This window comes from Mesorhizobium sp. NZP2298 (genome assembly GCF_013170825.1).
Lineage (GTDB): Bacteria > Pseudomonadota > Alphaproteobacteria > Rhizobiales > Rhizobiaceae > Mesorhizobium.
Genome location: NZ_CP033365.1, coordinates 6406144 through 6423250, shown reverse-complemented (window position 1 = coordinate 6423250; position 17107 = coordinate 6406144). Strand labels below are relative to the sequence as shown.

16 protein-coding genes are annotated in these 17107 nt (G+C 61.0%); 10 read left to right on the top strand and 6 right to left on the bottom strand.

Annotated features, from left to right (window positions below; genetic code table 11):
- Positions 1–6: 6 nt before the first annotated feature.
- The 3 genes from EB231_RS30730 to EB231_RS30720 all read right to left on the bottom strand — a co-directional run bounded on the left by EB231_RS30730 (position 7) and on the right by EB231_RS30720 (position 3400).
- A complete protein-coding gene (locus tag EB231_RS30730; protein WP_172352158.1) occupies positions 7–897 on the bottom strand; it encodes a carbohydrate ABC transporter permease in 891 nt (296 codons plus the stop codon).
- On the bottom strand, positions 894–1841 hold the full coding sequence (locus EB231_RS30725) for a carbohydrate ABC transporter permease (protein WP_172352157.1): 948 nt from the start codon (positions 1839–1841) through the stop codon (positions 894–896). Before EB231_RS30725 ends, EB231_RS30730 begins: the two co-directional genes overlap by 4 nt.
- Positions 1842–1918: 77 nt before the next feature.
- Positions 1919–3400: an ABC transporter substrate-binding protein gene (locus tag EB231_RS30720; RefSeq protein ID WP_172352156.1), complete on the bottom strand. Its 1482-nt coding sequence runs from the start codon at positions 3398–3400 to the stop codon at positions 1919–1921.
- 213 nt (positions 3401–3613) lie between these two features.
- Between EB231_RS30720 and EB231_RS30715 the strand changes: the two genes are divergently transcribed.
- From EB231_RS30715 to EB231_RS30695, 5 genes are all read left to right on the top strand, one after another.
- Positions 3614–4324, top strand: a complete 711-nt coding sequence (locus EB231_RS30715; protein WP_172352155.1) for a GntR family transcriptional regulator — start codon at positions 3614–3616, stop codon at positions 4322–4324.
- 46 nt (positions 4325–4370) lie between these two features.
- Positions 4371–5537 carry a mandelate racemase/muconate lactonizing enzyme family protein gene (locus tag EB231_RS30710; protein ID WP_172352154.1) on the top strand — a complete coding sequence of 389 codons (1167 nt, stop codon included), beginning with the start codon at positions 4371–4373 and terminating at the stop codon, positions 5535–5537.
- 54 nt (positions 5538–5591) lie between these two features.
- Positions 5592–6950 carry a mandelate racemase/muconate lactonizing enzyme family protein gene (locus EB231_RS30705; protein ID WP_172352153.1) on the top strand — a complete coding sequence of 453 codons (1359 nt, stop codon included), beginning with the start codon at positions 5592–5594 and terminating at the stop codon, positions 6948–6950.
- A gap of 92 nt (positions 6951–7042) precedes the next feature.
- A complete protein-coding gene (locus EB231_RS30700) occupies positions 7043–7369 on the top strand; it encodes an NIPSNAP family protein (RefSeq protein ID WP_172352152.1) in 327 nt (108 codons plus the stop codon).
- Positions 7370–7378: 9 nt separating this feature from the next.
- The gene (locus EB231_RS30695; RefSeq protein ID WP_172352151.1) at positions 7379–8581 is read left to right on the top strand and encodes a mandelate racemase/muconate lactonizing enzyme family protein; all 1203 of its coding nucleotides are present in this window, start codon (positions 7379–7381) and stop codon (positions 8579–8581) included.
- Between the two features lie 16 nt (positions 8582–8597).
- Here the strand turns inward: EB231_RS30695 and EB231_RS30690 are convergent, their stop codons facing one another.
- Together EB231_RS30690 and EB231_RS30685 are read right to left on the bottom strand one after the other, a co-directional pair.
- Positions 8598–9491, bottom strand: a complete 894-nt coding sequence (locus tag EB231_RS30690) for an NAD-dependent epimerase/dehydratase family protein (RefSeq protein ID WP_172352150.1) — start codon at positions 9489–9491, stop codon at positions 8598–8600.
- Between the two features lie 65 nt (positions 9492–9556).
- Positions 9557–10714 (bottom strand): mandelate racemase/muconate lactonizing enzyme family protein, encoded by a 1158-nt coding sequence (locus tag EB231_RS30685; RefSeq protein ID WP_172352149.1) that lies wholly within the window; start codon positions 10712–10714, stop codon positions 9557–9559.
- Positions 10715–11004: 290 nt separating this feature from the next.
- Here EB231_RS30685 and EB231_RS30680 point away from each other — a divergent pair, with 290 nt between their 5' ends.
- Positions 11005–11991, top strand: a complete 987-nt coding sequence (locus EB231_RS30680; RefSeq protein ID WP_172352148.1) for an aldo/keto reductase — start codon at positions 11005–11007, stop codon at positions 11989–11991.
- 87 nt (positions 11992–12078) lie between these two features.
- Here EB231_RS30680 and EB231_RS30675 read toward each other — a convergent pair whose 3' ends face one another.
- Positions 12079–12774 carry a FadR/GntR family transcriptional regulator gene (locus EB231_RS30675; protein ID WP_246740780.1) on the bottom strand — a complete coding sequence of 232 codons (696 nt, stop codon included), beginning with the start codon at positions 12772–12774 and terminating at the stop codon, positions 12079–12081.
- A 365-nt stretch (positions 12775–13139) separates the two neighbouring features.
- On the opposite strand from EB231_RS30675, the gene EB231_RS30670 reads away from it, so the two are divergent.
- The 4 genes from EB231_RS30670 to EB231_RS30655 all read left to right on the top strand — a co-directional run bounded on the left by EB231_RS30670 (position 13140) and on the right by EB231_RS30655 (position 17087).
- On the top strand, positions 13140–14420 hold the full coding sequence (locus EB231_RS30670; protein ID WP_172352146.1) for an ABC transporter substrate-binding protein: 1281 nt from the start codon (positions 13140–13142) through the stop codon (positions 14418–14420).
- A gap of 2 nt (positions 14421–14422) precedes the next feature.
- Positions 14423–15346, top strand: coding sequence for a carbohydrate ABC transporter permease (locus EB231_RS30665; protein ID WP_246741041.1), 924 nt, complete (start codon positions 14423–14425; stop codon positions 15344–15346).
- The gene (locus tag EB231_RS30660; RefSeq protein WP_172352144.1) at positions 15343–16221 is read left to right on the top strand and encodes a carbohydrate ABC transporter permease; all 879 of its coding nucleotides are present in this window, start codon (positions 15343–15345) and stop codon (positions 16219–16221) included. The genes EB231_RS30665 and EB231_RS30660 overlap by 4 nt, the downstream gene beginning before the upstream one ends.
- Positions 16222–16331: 110 nt before the next feature.
- Complete coding sequence (locus tag EB231_RS30655) at positions 16332–17087, top strand: ribonuclease activity regulator RraA (protein WP_172352143.1); 756 nt, start codon at positions 16332–16334, stop codon at positions 17085–17087.
- Positions 17088–17107: the final 20 nt, after the last annotated feature.

The window sequence follows — 17107 nt, the reverse complement described above, 5'->3', positions numbered from 1 at the left end:
AACTCCCTAGTGCTTGACCGCGCCCTCCGTGAGGGCGCGTACGAAGTATCGTTGCAGGACGAGGAAGAGGACCACGACGGGCACGCTCATGATAAAGCTGGCTGCCATCAGGCCTGGAAAGTCCGTCGTGTTTTCCGAGAAGAAGCGCTGGATGCCGACCGGCAACGTCAGCTGCTCGTTCTTGGAGAGGAAGGTGTAGGCGTAGATGTACTCGTTCCACGCACCGATAAAGGAATAGATCGCCGTGGCGATGATCCCTGGCGCCGAGAGCGGCATCACGATCAGGATAAAGGCCTGGAACCGCGTCGCCCCGTCGATGCGCGCCGCCTGCTCGAGCTGCACCGGGATGTTGTCGTAGAAGCCCTTCAGCAGCCAGATCGCCAGCGGCAGGCCGAAAGTGAGGTAGGTAAGGACCAGCGAGCCGTGCGTGTTCACCAGCCCGATCGCGCGCATCAGGATGAAGAGCGGCACGAGGAAGATCACCGCCGGGAACATGTTGCGAAGCAGCACGGCGAAGAACAGGAAGTTCCGGCCCGGGAAGGTGAAGCGCGAAAACGCATAGGCCGCGGGAACCGCCACGATAACGGAAAGGACGGTCGTGGCGGTCGAAACGAAAAGGCTGTTCCAGAAGAAGCGAAGGAAATCCTGGCCGACGCTGTTCTGTGGGTCGAGCAGCTTCTGGTAGCTGGCAAGGGTCGGTTGGTCAGGCCACCATTGCGGCGGGAATTGCATCGCCGCGAAGCCGGACTTGATCGAGGTGAGCAGCATCCAGATCATCGGCAACGCCGTGTAAAGGAGCATGAAGACGAGGAAGATGCGCCCACCCCACCGCCACCCGTCGACGCGCATGCGGCGGCGGGGCTGACCTCGAGCGGCGGTCTCGGCGGGTGTGCTCATGCGCTGTGATCCTTCCGCTCGTTTCCGCTCAGCGCACGGACGTAGAAGTAACCGAACATCATCAGGATGAGGAACAACAGCACCGAATAGGCCGATGCCACTCCCCAGCGCTGGCGGCCGAAGGCGAGCTCATAGATGTGGGTGATCCAGATATGCGATGCGTTCGACGGCCCGCCGCCGGTCATGATCCAGGGGATGATGAAGGAATTGAAGTTGGCCACTGCCAGCAGCAGGATCGTTACCGTCGAGACGTTTCTCAAATGCGGGAAGGTGACATGCCAGAAGCGCTGCCATGCATTGGCTCCGTCGACCTTTGCGGCGCGCAGCAACTGGTCGGGTACGGTCTGCAGGCCGGCCATCATCATGATCATGGCGAACGGGAACTCGCGCCAGATATTGACGACGATCAGGGAGGGCAGCACCGTTGACACGCTGTCGATGAAATTTGGCGGCCGGTCGGCCAATCCAAGCTCGACCAGCACCGCGCCGATGATGCCAAAGTCCGAATGGTAGATCCACTTCCAGATATAGGAAGCGGCGACCGCGCTGATGACCCAGGGAATGATCAGGATGGCACGCAGGACGCCACGGCCGACAAAGTCGCGATGGAGCGCCAGCGCGCAGGCAAACCCCAGGACAAAGGAGATGAAGGTGGATGCCAGAGTCCAGATCAGGGTGTTCGAGGTGACCTTCCAGAAAATCCCGCTGCTGAGGATCGCCGTATAATTGTCGACGCCGACGAAGATCTTGTCGCGAAGCTGCAGGCCAGGTGGCGTGTTGAAGAACGACAGCTCGACCGTGTAGTAGATCGGATAGGCGATCACGATCAGCATCACGGCGATCGCGGGAAGCACATACGCATAGTCGGCGCGATGCGCCCAGATCTTCCGCAGCAAGGGTCGAAATCCTCCCCGAGCCCCGGTCTTGCCGGTCAGGATCGTCACTTTGGCGTGCCCCTATTTTTCGGAACGAGCCGGTTGCGCTTCGGGCGCGACCGGCAAGATCTCAAGTCATGCTTCGGCTAGAGCCCGCCGCCCATTAGCTCCTTCACCCTCTTGGCCGCATCGTCCGCTGCCTGGTCGACGGTCATCGCCCCGGTCAGGGCATTCTGCAGCATGTCTGGGACGATGATGTTCATGATCTCAGGCGACTGGGGCAGAGCCGGGAATGGGATGCCATATGGCAGCATCGAGGTCGTGACATCGAGGAACTTGATGCTGTCGAGACGCTCCTTCATCCATTTGGTCTTGAAGCCGTTGAGATTGCCCGGATTCGAGCCGGCATAGGCCATCTTCAGCGACCACTCCGGGCTGGTCCACATGCAGATAATGGCCTTCGCGGCCGGCTCGTCCACCTTGCCGCCCTCGACATATTCGGGTTTCAGGATGTGAATGTTCGAGCCACCGAAGACGACGGCGCGCTTGCCGTCCGGGCCGGTCGGGATCAGGCCGTAGCGCATGTTGTCGATAACGGTCTGCGCCTTGTCCTTGTCGCTGCCCGTCGCCTTATTCTGCAGGTCAAGCATGACATTGTAGTCGGACGGGTGCGAGATCATCATGCCGAGCTGACCGGCGAGGAACAGCGGCTGGTTGTCGGCCTGCTGGTTGGTGAGTGCCGAAACCGGAACCGACTTGTCGCGAACATACATGTCGTAAGAGGCTTGCAGCGCGGCCTTACTTTGCGGACTGTCGAGCTCGATCTGCTTGTAGGTCGGGTTCGCCGTGGCTTCGTCGAAAACGCCGCCGCCATAGGCCCATAGCTGAGGCATGAAGCGGTACGGGGTATTGCCGGCATTCTTGCGGGCCACGAGACCGTAGCCGGCGATGCCGAGCTTGTCGTGGATTTGCTTGGAATACTTGACGACATCGTCCCAGGTTGCCGGAGCCTTGTCCGGATCGAGCCCCGCGCGTTTGAAGATGTCGGCGTTCCAGATGAAGGCCATCGTTTCGTTGTTGGTCGGCACGCCGTACGTGACGCCGTCCCAGGTCACAGCCTTCATGGCGCCGGGCCAGAAATCCTCGGTCGAATATCCCACGTCCTCGGGTTTGAGCGGCTGCAGATAGCCCTTCGAGGCGAACTCTGTGCCACCCAGGATTTGCAGGCGCACCGCCATCGGCGCGGCATTGCCAAGCAGCGCCGTGCGGAACTTGTCCAGGAGATCGTTGTAGGTGAGGGCCTGATCCTCGAGTTGGATGTTCGGGTAGGTCTTGCGGAAGGTCTCGAAGAAGTCCTTGTAGTACTGGCGCAGGAGGTCGGGGTCGCCCTCGAACACGCCCTGATACCAAAACGTCAGTCGCCCCTTGTAGTCGAGCGGGGTGACCTTGGCGCAATCGGCGGCCGTGTCAAAATCCTGTGTGCCTGCAATGGAGCGCACATATTCCGGCGACCACTTGCTCAAGTCGACCGGCGCAGCACCCAGCGCCGGTGCGGACATCAACGATGCCACTAACGCAGTGGAGACAGTGCCGCGCAGGACGGCACCGCCGAGTGTAATCCTCGTCATAGGTATCCTCCAGGTTTCTCTCCCATGCCGCTCTGCATCGAGGCGAACGGCGTTACTCGTCGGCTACGGGGACATCTCCTCAAATGTATCCCTTCGAGCAATTTATACGTTTTCAGATCGCAGATTGGCTGTCAACGCAACAAATCGTACATTGTTTATGGGAATCGTGCGTGATATCGAGGAAGGTGTGTATTCACGGAAGGGGGGCCGGCCTTGGCCGAAACGCGGGAATTCAAAGCAGAGCCACCCGAAGGGATCGATCCTCTTGGGGCCTCGAGCGAGGGCGCCTCGCTTTATGAACTGATCCGGGAGGACATCATCGAGGGGCGGCTCGCCGCTAACGAACGGCTGGTGGTCACCGATCTGGCCCGGCGTCACGGCACTTCGACCAATCCAGTGCGCGAGGCCCTGCAACTGTTACGCGGCGAAGGCTTTGTCACCTTTCTCCCCAATCGCGGGGCACGCGTGCGGCCCATAGACCAGGATTTTGTCCGGGATATCTACGAGATCGGTGTGCTGATCGAGCCAGCCCTGACGCGATGGTTTGTGAACATGGCGACCGACGAGGACATCGCCGAGCTCGAACGTCTCCAAGGCCTAATCGAAGAGAACAACTTCGCCGACACCTTCAGGCATAGCGAGCTGGATACGGCTTTCCATACCGTGATGTACCAGCGGCACTATAACCGCCATGCCGCCGAGCTTTGGTGGAAGCATCGCGAAGTGCTGCGGGCCGTAAGCCGGCGGTTCAATTTTACGCTCGCCCGCCGTGCCGCGATCATTCGCGAGCACCGCGAGCTCATCGCCCATGTAAAGGCAGGAAATGCCAACGAGGCAGCCGAACTCATTGCGCGCCATGTCGAGGGCTCTGGCCGGCATGTCCTCGAACACATGCGTGCGCGTAGCGCGGCCCGGGCTGGATAGCAGGCGGGTCATCGTTTGCCCGGCCCTTCAGACAAAGGTAGTTGAGATGAAAATCACAGGCATCCGGCCATGGCTGATCAAGTCTCCGGCCTCATATTGGGGAGAATACCTGTTCGTCGAAGTGACGACCGACGAGGGGGTGAGCGGCTGGGGCGAGATCACCACCACCACAAAGCTGGCCAACCGCGCGCTCTGCACGATCCTGCGGCAGATCGGCATCGCCGTGACTGGCGAGGATCCGGCGCGCATCGAGCATCTGTGGCACAAGATTTTCCGCAGCTTCACCTATATGGGCAGCCGCGGCGCCGCCGTTGAATGCGTGAGCGCCATCGACATAGCTCTGTGGGATATCCGCGGCAAAGTTCTCGGCAAGCCGATCTACGAGTTGCTGGGAGGGCCGGTGCGCGAGGAGATCGCGCTTTACACCCACCCCAACCAGGCCAAATTCACCAGCAAGGAGGCGGTCGTTCGCGAAATTCGCGACATTGTCGAATCCGGACACACTGGCCTCAAATTCGATCCTTTCCCCCATCAGGGCCGCACCGCGGATGGCCTGTCGCGCGAACAGCGCGACGGTTACCTCGATGGCAGCATGACCCGCAAGGATGAACGCGAAGCGGCCGAGCTCACGGCGCTGATCCGCGAAACGGCGGGCCCTGATGTCGACATCCTCATCGATGCGCATGGCCGCTTCGACGTTCCAACCGCCATTCGCCTCTGCAGGAGCCTCGAGGAAGCCGGCCAGATCGACTGGTTCGAGGAGCCCTGTCCGCCCGAGAGCCTGAACGCGCTCAAGCAAGTGCGTGAGAAGGTGAGTGCCGCCATCTCGTGGGGCGAGCGCGGCCACACGAAGTGGGATTTCGTACCGGTGCTCGAGAACAAGCTCGCTGACTACATCATGCCTGACGTCACCTGGACCGGCGGCATTACCGAACTGAAGAAGATCTCCGCCCTGTGCGAAGCCTACTACATCCCGGTCTCGCCGCACGATGCCGCGGGGCCGATCAACGTTGTTGCGGGAGCGCAGGTTATGATGACCGTTCCCAACTTCTACAAATTAGAGACGTCGGAGTGGAACCTCGGCAAATATGATCACCTCATGGACATCCCGCTCGACGTTTCAAACGGCAACCTCAAGCTGACGTCGAAGCCTGGTCTGGGGGTTGAGATGAATCGCGACTATCTGCAGGCCCACGAGATTGACATCGGCTAGCAAAGCCCAGCGCACCAGCGACAAGCCTCCCGCCGATCAGAACGAGGACAAGTCATGCCAAAAGCGGGTGGAGCCGACGAGGCTCTCAATCGGATCAACACGAATTCAAAACCCTCCAACCTTTGCATCACCGACATGCGGGTTGCCGAAATCGTCGGCGCGCCATTCACCTCGGCGCTGCTCAAGATCTATACCAATCAGGGGATCGTCGGGCTTGGCGAGGTGCGCGACGGCGCCAGCGCCACCTACGCTCTGATGCTGAAAAGCCGGCTGCTGGGCGAGAACCCTTGCGACATCGATCGCCTGTTTCGCCGCATCAAGCAGTTCGGCGGGCATGGCCGGCAAGGCGGCGGCGTGTCGGCGGTAGAGATCGCGCTCTGGGATCTCGCCGGCAAGGCCTATGGAGTTCCCATCTACCAGATGCTCGGCGGCAAATTTCGCGATCATGTGCGCGTCTATTGCGATACCGATGCCGAAAAGCCGAGCGGCACCGAAACCGGAAAGCGCCTCAAACAGCGCATGGAGCGCGGCTTCACCTTCCTCAAAATGGACCTCGGCTTGATGCAGATCGCCCATGTCCCGGGCGCGGTGTCCGCGCCCGCCGGCGCGCTCGACGGTTTCCACGCCAACCCGCGCGGCCGTGGCGGCACATCAGAGGAGCGCAAGGCCCGCAATCTCGCCTACGACGCGCAGAACGTGCAGCACCCGTTCACGGGCCTGCATTTCACCGAAAAGGGGATCGACCTGCTCGAGCAGTACATCCACGAGGTTCGCGAGGTGATCGGATACGAAATCCCGCTCGCCATCGACCATGTCGGCCACATCTCGCTGCAGGACGGCATACGTCTGTCGCGCCGTATCGAGAAATATGTTCCTGCCTGGCTCGAGGACGTGATTCCCTGGCAATATACCGAGCAGTACCGGCAGCTGCAGCAGGCCACCACGGTGCCGATCTGCACCGGCGAGGACATTTACCTCAAGGAGGGCTTCGAGCCTCTGCTCAAGAGCGGCGGCCTCTCCGTCATCCACCCGGACCTGCTCACCAGCGGGGGCATCCTGGAGACCAAGAAGATCGGCGATATGGCACAGGACCACGGCGTCGCCATGGCGATCCATATGGCCGAAAGTCCGATCGCCGCGATGGCCGCCGCGCATGTCGCCACCGCGACCGAAAACTTCATGGCGCTCGAATACCACTCCGCCGATGTCGACTGGTGGGACGACATCGTCACCGGCCTGCCCAAGCCGCTCGTCAAGGACGGCTTCATCACCGTGCCCGACAGACCGGGGCTGGGCATAGACGATGTGGTCGACGAGGTGATCAGCCAGCATCTGCAGTCCGGTGTCACGGGGATATGGCAATCCACCGAACATTGGGACAATGAATATAGCTGGGACCGGACTTGGAGTTAGCCCAGACCTCCTGCCATCATCCCCCAGGCTCAGGGCCAACGATCGACCATTCGTGTCGACCTCTCCCAGGCGAAGAAGGAACGGACGAAACCATGATCTACGAATTGCGTATCTATGACTGCCTGCCGGGCAGGCTGCCGGCTCTGCTCAAGCGCTTTTCCGAGCAAACGCTGGCCATCTGGGAGAGGCATGGCATCCGCCAAGCCGGGTTTTTCACCACGGCGATCGGCGAAAACAGCAATCGCCTCACCTATTTCCTCGCCTGGGAATCGCTGGCCGAGCGTGAGGCGAAATGGACGGCTTTCGTCAGCGATCCGGTATGGCACAAGGCCCGGGAAGAGTCTGAGCGCGACGGGCAGATCGTTGCCAATATCAGCAGCCAGTTGCTCACGCCGACAGCTTTCTCGTCTGTGAAATAGGGCTGCGCCATGAAGATCACCGATCTGCGCTGCGCGGTTATCGGCAAGCATCCGATCGTTCGCGTCGTCACCGACGAGGGCGTCTATGGTCTGGGCGAGGTGGAGTATACCAAAACCTATCTCAAGCCCTTTGTGCTGCATTTCCGCGAGGCGCTGCTCGGCGAGGACCCGACCGACGTCGAGCGGGTGATGCTGAAGATCCGCCAGCGCGGTTCATTCAAACCCTATGGCGCGGCGGTGAGCGCCATCGAGCATGCGCTATGGGACATTGCCGGCAAGGCCGCGGGCGTGCCGGCCTACAAACTCCTCGGCGGCAAGGTGCGCGACAAGGTGCGCGTCTACAACGGTTCGATCCGCCGCAAGCGCACGGGCGACCGGCCGGAGGACTACGCCGCCGACGTCAAATGGATGATGGAGCAGCCGCAGAACTTCTTCATGGTCAAGCAGGGAATCTCGTTCCACTCCAACATGAAGGACAGCATCGAGGACTTCCACTACGGCGTGACGCAGAAGAAGGCCGGCTATCACGGCGCCATGGATCAGGGCGTGATCAGCGAGCGCGGTTTCAATCACATGCTCGACTGCGTGGCGGCGATGAAGGAAGTGCTGGGCGACAAGGTCAGCCTGGCGCTCGACTGCGGCCCGGGCTGGATGCTGCCCGATGCGATCAAGTTCGCCCGAGCGGTCGAGAAGTACAATTTGATGTGGCTCGAGGACATGCTGACCGGCGACTATGTGCCCTGGGTCAATCCGCAGGCCTACCGGGAACTGACGACCTCCACCTCGACACCGATCCATACCGGCGAGCAGATCTATCTCAGGCATAATTTCAAGGAGCTGATCGAAACGCAGGCGGTCCGCATCATCGGTCCGGACCCGGCCGATATCGGCGGCATCGCCGAGCTCAAATGGGTCGCCGAGCACGCCTACATGCACTCGATCCTGATGGCGCCGCACGGCACCGCGAACGGTTTGCTCGGCTTAGGGGCGCTGATCAATGTCTGCGCCACCTTGCCCGCCAACTACATCGCCTTCGAATATCCGAGCGCCTCCGACCCGTGGTGGGAGGATTTGGTGATCGGCTTGCCGGCGCAGATCGTGAAGGACAGCATGGTGGACCTGCTGGAAGCGCCGGGGCTGGGCCTCGACATCGACGCCGAAGCGGCCAGGAAGTATCTCAAGGAAGAGGACGCAGGCTTCTTCGATCGCTGAAGTGCCCATCGGGGCATCAACCGGGTCGTTGTGTGCGCCAGTCATATTCTTGCCGGAAGCCAAGGACGTCGCGCAGCTTGCGGTTTGAGATCGGTCCTTCGAACGTATCCATGGCGCGTGTGACTGGTATGCTGGGTGCGTGTTTGCCCAGAAACTCCGCCGTCGGCAACTCAGCCACGATGTTGTCGTTGACGGCGTTGAATATCTGGAACCCCAAGCCATCCTTCTCGATGCACAAATCGACGATCTGGCCGAGATCGCGAGCGTCCATATAGGTCCAGGCGTCGCGCCGCCGTTTCGAGGGATCGGACAGGAATTCCGGGAAACGGGCATAGTCATGCGGTTCGACGACGCCGCCGATCCGCAGCGCATAGATGTCGGCTCCGGTGCGGGAGGCAAAAGAGCGCGCGATCTTCTCGCCGAGCACTTTGGAAAGACCGTAGCTGTCGGTCGGATCGACGTCGTAATCCTCTTCCACCGGAAACGACGTGAAATCGCGGACGCCTTCGGCAAAGCACACGCCATAGACCGTTTCGCTGGAAGCGGTAATGATCTTGCGGATGCCGAGCTTGGTGGCGGCTTCGATCACATTGTAGGTCGACTGCACATTGGCGGCGAACATGGCGTTGTCCGGCCGCAGGAATATCCGCGGGAGCGCCGCGAAATGGACGACGGCGTCGACTGGGCCGCGGCCCTTGCCGCCGAAATATTCGTTGAATCCGAAATGCAGCGTCAGCGCATTGTAGGTCTCGCCGGCGTCTGCAAGGTTGGTGATGACGGTGTCGACATCAGGCACATCGAGCGGTGTCAGGTCGAGGTTGAGGACCTGATGCCCATGTTTCAGCAAATAGGGTATGACATGGCGACCGATCTTGCCGCTGCCGCCGGTGAAAATGATCCGCTTGCCCATGGTGTTCTCCCAACGGATTTGTTCGGTCGAGCAGCCGGTGCCGGCCGGCAGAACGCCGTCCCTCGCTATTCGAAGATGCCATAGCCGGGGACGGCGTGTTTGCGCACACCATCCATGTCGAGCTCGACGCCGATGCCGGGCACGTCAGGCACGACAATGTGGCCGTCTTCGACGATTGAGTTGGCGCCATTCGGCAAGCGTACATAGCTGTCCCAGGCTTCCCGCTCCTCGAGCGCGTGCCACTCCAGCACCAGGAAGTTCGGAACGCTGGCGCAGACATGACACGTCGCCATTGTGCCCAGTGGCGTCGACACCAGATGCGGCGCGAAGGGCACGTAATACATCTCGGCGAGATTCGCGATCTTGCGGCTCTCCGCCAAGCCGCCGCATTTCGGCACGTCGGGCATGATGACGTCGGCGCCGTAATTCTGGAACAGTTCCCGGAAGCCCCAGCGCAGATAGAGATTTTCGCCGACGCAGATCGGCGTCTTTGTCCGCATGCGGATCTGCTTCAGGGCTTCGACATTTTCCGCCGGGATCGGCTCTTCAAGCCACAGAAGATTGAAGCGCTCCATCTCGCCTGCTATGCGGCTGGCGCTGAGCACATCATAGCGTGCGTGCAGGTCAATGCAGAGATCGATGTCAGGGCCGACCGCCTCGCGCACTGAAGCGACGCGCTCGATCATGAACCGCAGCTCGGCGCCATTGATGGTGTGGTTCACCGCGTCGAATTTCGCCGGATGGCGCAAATTGTCGATGTCGAATTTAAGCGCCGTGAAGCCTTCCGCCACCATGCGGCGCGCACGTGACGCACAGCCCTCCGGCGATCCCGATGCCTCATCGCCATCGCCGCAATCGGCATAGAGCCTTATGCGGTCGCGGAACTTACCGCCGAACATGCGGTAGAGCGGCTGGCCGGCGGCTTTCGCCGCCACATCCCACAAAGCCATTTCGAGCCCGGTCAAGGCGATGAGAAAGATGCCGGCCTGGGCGCCGGAAAACACATGGTCGCGGCGGATCTTGTCCCAGCAATATTCGACATTGCGCGGATCCTGGCCGATCAGTTCCGACTTCAATTCCGAGATCAGTCCGACGATCGCCGCCGCGCCGGCATCGGGGTTGGCTTCGCCATAGCCGGAGATGCCGGCATCGGTATCGATACGGATCAGGGTCGCCTTGCCGTGATAGGCGACCACCGCCGTCTTGATGTCCACGATCTTCATCGAATCCTCCTCCCCGTGATGGCGCCGCGCTTACAACCGCAGATTTTCGGCCAAGAGCAAACTTGTCTAATAAGCATACAAGATAAAGTGATGAGGCGTAAACCCCCTTTGAAGGATTCTGCAGGAATGGACTTCTTAAATACCCATGTGGTTGAATAATTTAAGAAATTAGTGGATTACGATCGAAGATCACAAATCGGACGAACCCACTTGTTAGACGAGTATATAAGCGTATAAATTGGAGTTTAGCAGGGCGACAGCCATGTATGCCGTCAGTCAGGAGGAACAGGATGCAACAGCGACAGCTAGGATCGTCGACGGTCACGGTATCGGAGATCGGCCTGGGGACTTGGGGTATGTCCGGCGCGTTTTGGGGCGCGGCCGACGACGAGGAATCGATCCGGGTGATCAGGCGCGCCCTGGAGCTCGGCATCACGCTGATCGATACGGCCGAAGCCTATGGACATGGCCATGCCGAGGAGGTCGTCGGCAAGGCGCTGGCCGGCCGCCGCGACAAGGCTGTTATCGCGACCAAGGTCGCACCCAATCATCTCGAACCCGCCGCGATCGAGGCGGCACTTGACGGTTCGTTGAAGCGCATGCAGACGGACTATGTCGACGTCTACTTCGTCCACTGGCCGAACTCGGATTTTCCGATCGGCCCGACCATGGAGATGATGGAGCGGTTGCGCTCGTCAGGGCGCATTAAGGCGGTCGGCGTTTCGAATTTCAGCACCGCCGACATGGACAGCGCGCGCCAGCATGGCGTCATCGATGTGCTCCAGCCGCCGTACAACATGCTGTGGCGCGAGGTGGAGGCCGAGACGCTGCCCTATTGCCGCAAGCATAATATCGGCGTGATGCCTTATAGCGGTCTCGCCCAGGGCCTGCTTACCGGCCTGCTGTCGCCGGACACCAAATTCGTCGAAGGCGATGAGCGTCGCACCACCGTTCTGTTCCAGCCGGGCACCTACGAGCGCGCGGTGAACGCCGTCGACGCCCTCAAGCCGATAGCGGCGCGCTACGGCAAGACGGTTCCTCAGCTTGCGATCCAGTGGCTGACCAGCAGGCCAGGCGTCAGCTCGCCGTTGGTCGGCGCGCGCACCGTCAAGGAGCTTGAGGAAAATGTCGAGAGCGCCGGCTGGGCGATTTCCGAAGCGGACATAGCCGCCATCGACAGGATCACCGCACCGGTATGGGCGGAAATCAAGGACAAGGGCGACATGTTCGGTTTTCGCGCACGCCAGCGTCAGGAACAGCAAGCGAAGAGAGCCTAGTTCACTTTTCTGGATTGCTCCAAATCAAGCCGTGTCCTCCCGACGCGCTGCGGTGCGGCCAGCGCAAATGCTGGCTGCGCCGCTCCTTCACCGAGGCAAGCCGACCGCGGTGGTTTTCTTGAGGTGCCGGCGCATTGCTTCTTCCGCTCGCTTTTCATCGCGCGCCACGAGCGCCTCGTAGATTGCCCTGTGCATTTCGGTTGCCGAGGGCAGCGCATGAGGCATCTGGTTGCTGATGCGCCTGCTCGCCATCTGCCACCAGCGGGACGAATACATGAAGCGGTCGAGGATCCTGTTTTGCGCCGCCCGGCAGATCTCCATGTGGAAATCCAGGTCGAGTTTCAGATAGGCGTCCGGATTGTCTTCGCTGGCCGACATGGCTGCCAGCAGGGTGCCAAGACGCTCGAGGTTTTCCTTGGCCATATGCTTGGCCGCGATCGCGGCGATGGCCGGTTCGATGATTATGCGCGTCGCATGCGCTTCCGCCAATATCTCGCGGCTCTGCTCGGGCGGCAGCCAGTCGATAAGCAATGGGCTGAGATAGTCCCATTCTTCGGCGGGCCGCAGCACCACGCGCCGTCCCTGCGCGATTTCGATCATGTCGAGAGACGCCAGGATCTTCAGCGCTTCCCGCGCCACCGCACGCGAAACCCCGAACTCCTGAAGGATTTGCTGCTCCGACGGTCCCTGGCCGCCGCTGATGCCGCTGCTGGCAATCCGACGTGCGAGCACGCCGGCCACCTGCTTGGGCAAAGTTTGAAGCTTGACCTCCGCGGCATCCATCATTAACATCCACTTGTCTGATAAGCTTATAGGCTGATAGCTAGATATGCAGTCAACTTATCTCATGAGAACGCTCACTAGCCTATAATGCGGCCTGCGGGAAGGGAGGATTGAACGGTGGAGTTCTCCAGCGGCATCCCGCCTTCCGTCGTCCGAGATCAGGATCGATACGCCTACGCATAAAGCGCCAGGCGAGTTGGAGCATAGGTGTCCAATAGCCCGGCGGGCTCGCAAGCGTCGTCCGGGAAGGAGTTCAGGCAGTCTCGCTGCGGGAGGAGCAAGCCGCCGCGAACCTGCCAGAAGGGTTGAAAGTTATCGGCCGACCCCTGCATGGGCCGCCCAATCAAACCAAGGAGGAGATTGTGATGTTCGGAAACCTATCGAGACGCAAATTCCTGGCTGCGAGTGCGGCAGTCACGGCCGGTTCGCTCGCCGCGCCATGGATTGCCAGGGCAGATGCGAACGAGATCACCGCGTTGCTGATCACCGGGGGCCCGCTCTATCCCAAATACTGGGAAAAGATCGTTCAGGATTTCACCGCCAAGACCGGTATCAAGGTTCGCTACGACTTGCTGGAATTTACCCCACTGACGGCGAAGGTGGTTACACTGAGCGCGGCGCGATCGAGCCAGTACGACGTCTACAGCACACACACAGCGCAGATCGATTCCTACTTCAACCATTTCGCTCCGCTGAACAGCTATTTCAGCGACACCGAACTCGCCGAATTTTATCCGGTCGCGGTCAAGTATCTGCGTGATCCCAAGACCGGAAATCTGGCGGCCATTCCACGCAACATGGATTCGCGCGTCCAATACTACCGCAGTGACATTTACCAGGAAAAAGGCCTGAAGCCGGCCCAGACCTGGGAGGAACTCGTCGATGTCGGGCTGAAACTGACCGGCAATGGCCATTATGGGCTGGTCGTGCCGGGGCAGGGCGACCCCGCGCAACGCACCTTCAGCGATCTGCTCTGGCAAGCCGGCGGCGATTGGGTGGACCAGGCCAACAAGCCTGCTTTCAATTCCGAAGCAGGCATCAAGGCCCTGACCTTCTATCGCGATCTCATCCAGAAGCACAAAATCGTGCCCCCCGACGCGGTCGGCTATCAGTGGAATGAGAATTCGACCGAATTCTCCTCCGGTACGGTCTATGCCAATTTCGATTGGCCGGGCGCCTTCGCGACCCTGTCCAACCCCGAGACCTCGCGTGTCGTGGGCAAGTGGTCGACTGCGCCCTACATCAGGGACAAGGCCGCGATTTCATGCGCCATCTCCCATGCCATGGCGCTCAACGGGCAATCTGGACGCAAGGATGCCGCCGTCGAATTCATCAAATATACGGTCGGTCCGGAGGCGCAGAGGCTGCAGTTCGATCAGTTCACCAACTTCCCCAGCAGTCAGACGATCGCCAAGGAAGTGATATCAGCGGCAAAGGGGCCCCAGGCCCTTTGGCTGCAGCAGCTCGAGACGACGATAGCCAATGGCAAGGAATGGCCGAAGCTGGCCGGCTTCTCGAAAGTCTGCACGCTGATGTTCTCGGCCATCGAACAGGCCCTGACCGACCAGGTCTCTGCGGCTGACTCGCTTAACCAGGCCGCGACCGAGGCTGAGGAGATCATGCGCCGGGCCGGGGCTTACGATTGACCATGCCGCCCGTCGCGCAGGATCAGGTGTCGGGGCGTCGGCGACGTTCGCCGCTCCCCTACACCTGGCAGAGAGGCTACCTACTGGCCAGCCCGGCGCTTCTTGTTATGCTGGCCATACTGATCTATCCGCTCGGTTATTCTTTCATCATGAGTTTCTTCCGCTGGGATCTCAGCGGTTCGGCACCGTTCATCGGGACGGCAAACTACACCGACGAACTCTTCGGTCGCCAGTTCAACCAGGCACTGCGAAATCAGACCATATTCAGCGTCGTTTCCATCACGACCGAAGTGGTGGCCGGAATGGCGATCGCCGTGCTCGTCAACGGCAAATTGCGCGGCATGCGGTTGGCGCGCACCTTGCTCCTGGTGCCACCGATGATTGCGCCCGCCGTCGTGGGCCTGAATTTCCGTTGGCTGTTCAACACCCAGTACGGCCTCGTCGACGCGCTGCTGCGCATGTTCAACCTGCCCGACATTCCATGGCTCAACCACCCGACCTGGGCGCTTGTCTCAGTGATCGTTGCCGATGTCTGGCAGAACACGCCGCTGATGGTGCTGCTGTTCCTTGCTGGCCTGCAATCCTTGCCGCAGGAACCGCTCGAAGCCGCTACGGTGGACGGCGCCACGCCATGGCAGCGCTTCTGGCACATCGTGCTGCCGCTGATGCGTCCGGTCATCATGATAGCGCTGATGCTGCGCATCATCGACACATTCCGGACCTTCGACGTCGTCTGGCTGATGACGCAGGGCGGGCCGGGCGGCGCTACCAATCTGCTTACCGTCTACTCCTACCTGCTGGCGTTTCAGGCAGTGGATTTCGGACATGCGGCGGCGGTCTCCTACATCGCCCTGGGGATGTCGCTATTCGTGCTCGGGCTCCTCTACGGAATACCGTGGCTGATTGCGAAACGGAGAGCGATATGACCGACGCCGCAACCGTCACCGCACGCCCCAGGCCAAAGCGCCGGCGCCGCCGGTTCACGGCGGGAACCGCCGGCCGGTACCTGGCGCTCGCCCTGACCGTCGCCCTGACCGTCTTTCCGCTTGTGTGGCTGTTCCTGACCTCGATCCGCAGTTCGGCCGATATTTTCTCGGTTCCGGTGCACATCATCCCCGAGACGGCGACGCTGACGCAGTACGTCTCCGTTTTCACGGAGTACGACACGATGGGTTATGTCTGGAACACCGTGATCGTCTCGGTGGCGACGGTCATTCTCGTCCATCTGCTGGCCATTCCCTGCGCTTATGCGCTGTCGCGCTTCAGGATGCCGGGCGTCATGCTGATTTTCGGGCTGCTGTTGATCATGCGCATGATCCCGGTCATCGCGCTTGCCATCCCCCTCTTCGCCGTGTTTGCCGCTTTTGGCCTGCTCGACACCATCTGGGCGCTGATCCTGAGCCATACGGCGGCCAAACTGCCTATCGCCATCTGGCTGCTGCTGGGTTTCATCCAGGACGTGCCGAAAGAGATCGAGGAGGCTGCCCAGTCGGACGGCGCCGGCACGGTGCGCACTCTGGTCCAGATCGTGGCGCCGCTGATTGCCCCCGGCATCGGCGCCAGCGCGGTCATCACCTTCCTGTTCACCTGGAACGACCTGCTGCTTGCCTTGACCCTGACCTCGAGCAAAGCCGCACAGACCCTGCCGGTCGGGCTCACCAACTTCGTCTCGCAGTTCGGCATCGACTGGGGCGCCATGTCGGCAGCCGGCGTCCTCATGGTCATCCCGACTTTGGTGTTTGTCTGGTTTGCCCAGGGCCTGCTGGTCAAGGGCCTCACCACCGGTGCGGTTCGCGGTTGAATGGCGGACATGCACCACAAAACGCCCGACGGCTTCGATGACGGTTGGATACGCAACTGAGTGATGGTCGGTGAGGTCAAAGACCTCGCCAAGCAATGGGAGTATACGCTATGGCAGCTGATCAGATACCGGCGATGTCGGACATTTCGCGGCCGCCGAGAGAATTGGTCAACGCGCTTGCGGCGATCGGCTCGGCGACGCTGGCCAGTGAGCTCTACCACAAGATGGGCATTCGCGACCCGCAGATACGGGGTCCGCGTCCGCTGAGGCTCGGCCGCACGGCGGCGGGGCCTGCTCTCACGCTCCAGTGCATGCCGAAGCGCGAGGATCTCTACAACGAGACCGAATATGAGGAGCCGGAGCGGCAGTTGCACCGTCACGTCCTCTATCCCACGCAGCCGGGCGACATGGTGGTCGTCGATGCACGCGGCGACCTCGGCAGCGGCATCTTCGGCGAGATGATGCTGACCTATTTCGCTGGCCGCGGCGGGGCTGGCGTGGTTGTCGATGGCTGCATCCGCGATTCCGCGCAAGCGGCGGCCTTGGACATAGGTATCTGGGTGAGAGACGTCACCCCGAATTTCCACGCCCAGACCAACATCGTGCCCTTCGCCATCAACGTACCCATCGCCTGCTCGAACGTGCTTGTCATCCCTGGCGATATCATAGTCGCTGACGATGACGGCGTCGTCGTCGTGCCGGTCGCCCTGGCGCCAAAATTGGTCGAGCTCGCCGGCGAGCACATTGAATGGGAAGAGTTTTCGCGCTCGCGCCTGGCGCAGGGAGGAGACCTGCGAAAATACTACCCGCTGAGTCCCGAGGGCGAGGCCGAGTACCGCGCATGGCGGCATGCTCAACAGAGATGAGTGGTGCCGAACGGGAGGAA

Bases quoted from the DNA above. Each gene is read 5' to 3' on its own strand.
- EB231_RS30695 (WP_172352151.1), top strand. From the start codon at position 7,379: ATGAAGATCACCGATCTGCGCTGCGCGGTTATCGGCAAGCATCCGATC.
- EB231_RS30675 (WP_246740780.1), bottom strand. From the start codon at position 12,774: ATGGATGCCGCGGAGGTCAAGCTTCAAACTTTGCCCAAGCAGGTGGCC.
- EB231_RS30660 (WP_172352144.1), top strand. From the start codon at position 15,343: ATGACCGACGCCGCAACCGTCACCGCACGCCCCAGGCCAAAGCGCCGG.
- EB231_RS30680 (WP_172352148.1), top strand. From the start codon at position 11,005: ATGCAACAGCGACAGCTAGGATCGTCGACGGTCACGGTATCGGAGATC.
- EB231_RS30685 (WP_172352149.1), bottom strand. From the start codon at position 10,714: ATGAAGATCGTGGACATCAAGACGGCGGTGGTCGCCTATCACGGCAAG.
- EB231_RS30705 (WP_172352153.1), top strand. From the start codon at position 5,592: ATGCCAAAAGCGGGTGGAGCCGACGAGGCTCTCAATCGGATCAACACG.
- EB231_RS30665 (WP_246741041.1), top strand. From the start codon at position 14,423: ATGCCGCCCGTCGCGCAGGATCAGGTGTCGGGGCGTCGGCGACGTTCG.
- EB231_RS30710 (WP_172352154.1), top strand. From the start codon at position 4,371: ATGAAAATCACAGGCATCCGGCCATGGCTGATCAAGTCTCCGGCCTCA.
- EB231_RS30655 (WP_172352143.1), top strand. From the start codon at position 16,332: ATGGCAGCTGATCAGATACCGGCGATGTCGGACATTTCGCGGCCGCCG.
- EB231_RS30690 (WP_172352150.1), bottom strand. From the start codon at position 9,491: ATGGGCAAGCGGATCATTTTCACCGGCGGCAGCGGCAAGATCGGTCGC.
- EB231_RS30670 (WP_172352146.1), top strand. From the start codon at position 13,140: ATGTTCGGAAACCTATCGAGACGCAAATTCCTGGCTGCGAGTGCGGCA.
- EB231_RS30730 (WP_172352158.1), bottom strand. From the start codon at position 897: ATGAGCACACCCGCCGAGACCGCCGCTCGAGGTCAGCCCCGCCGCCGC.
- EB231_RS30700 (WP_172352152.1), top strand. From the start codon at position 7,043: ATGATCTACGAATTGCGTATCTATGACTGCCTGCCGGGCAGGCTGCCG.
- EB231_RS30720 (WP_172352156.1), bottom strand. From the start codon at position 3,400: ATGACGAGGATTACACTCGGCGGTGCCGTCCTGCGCGGCACTGTCTCC.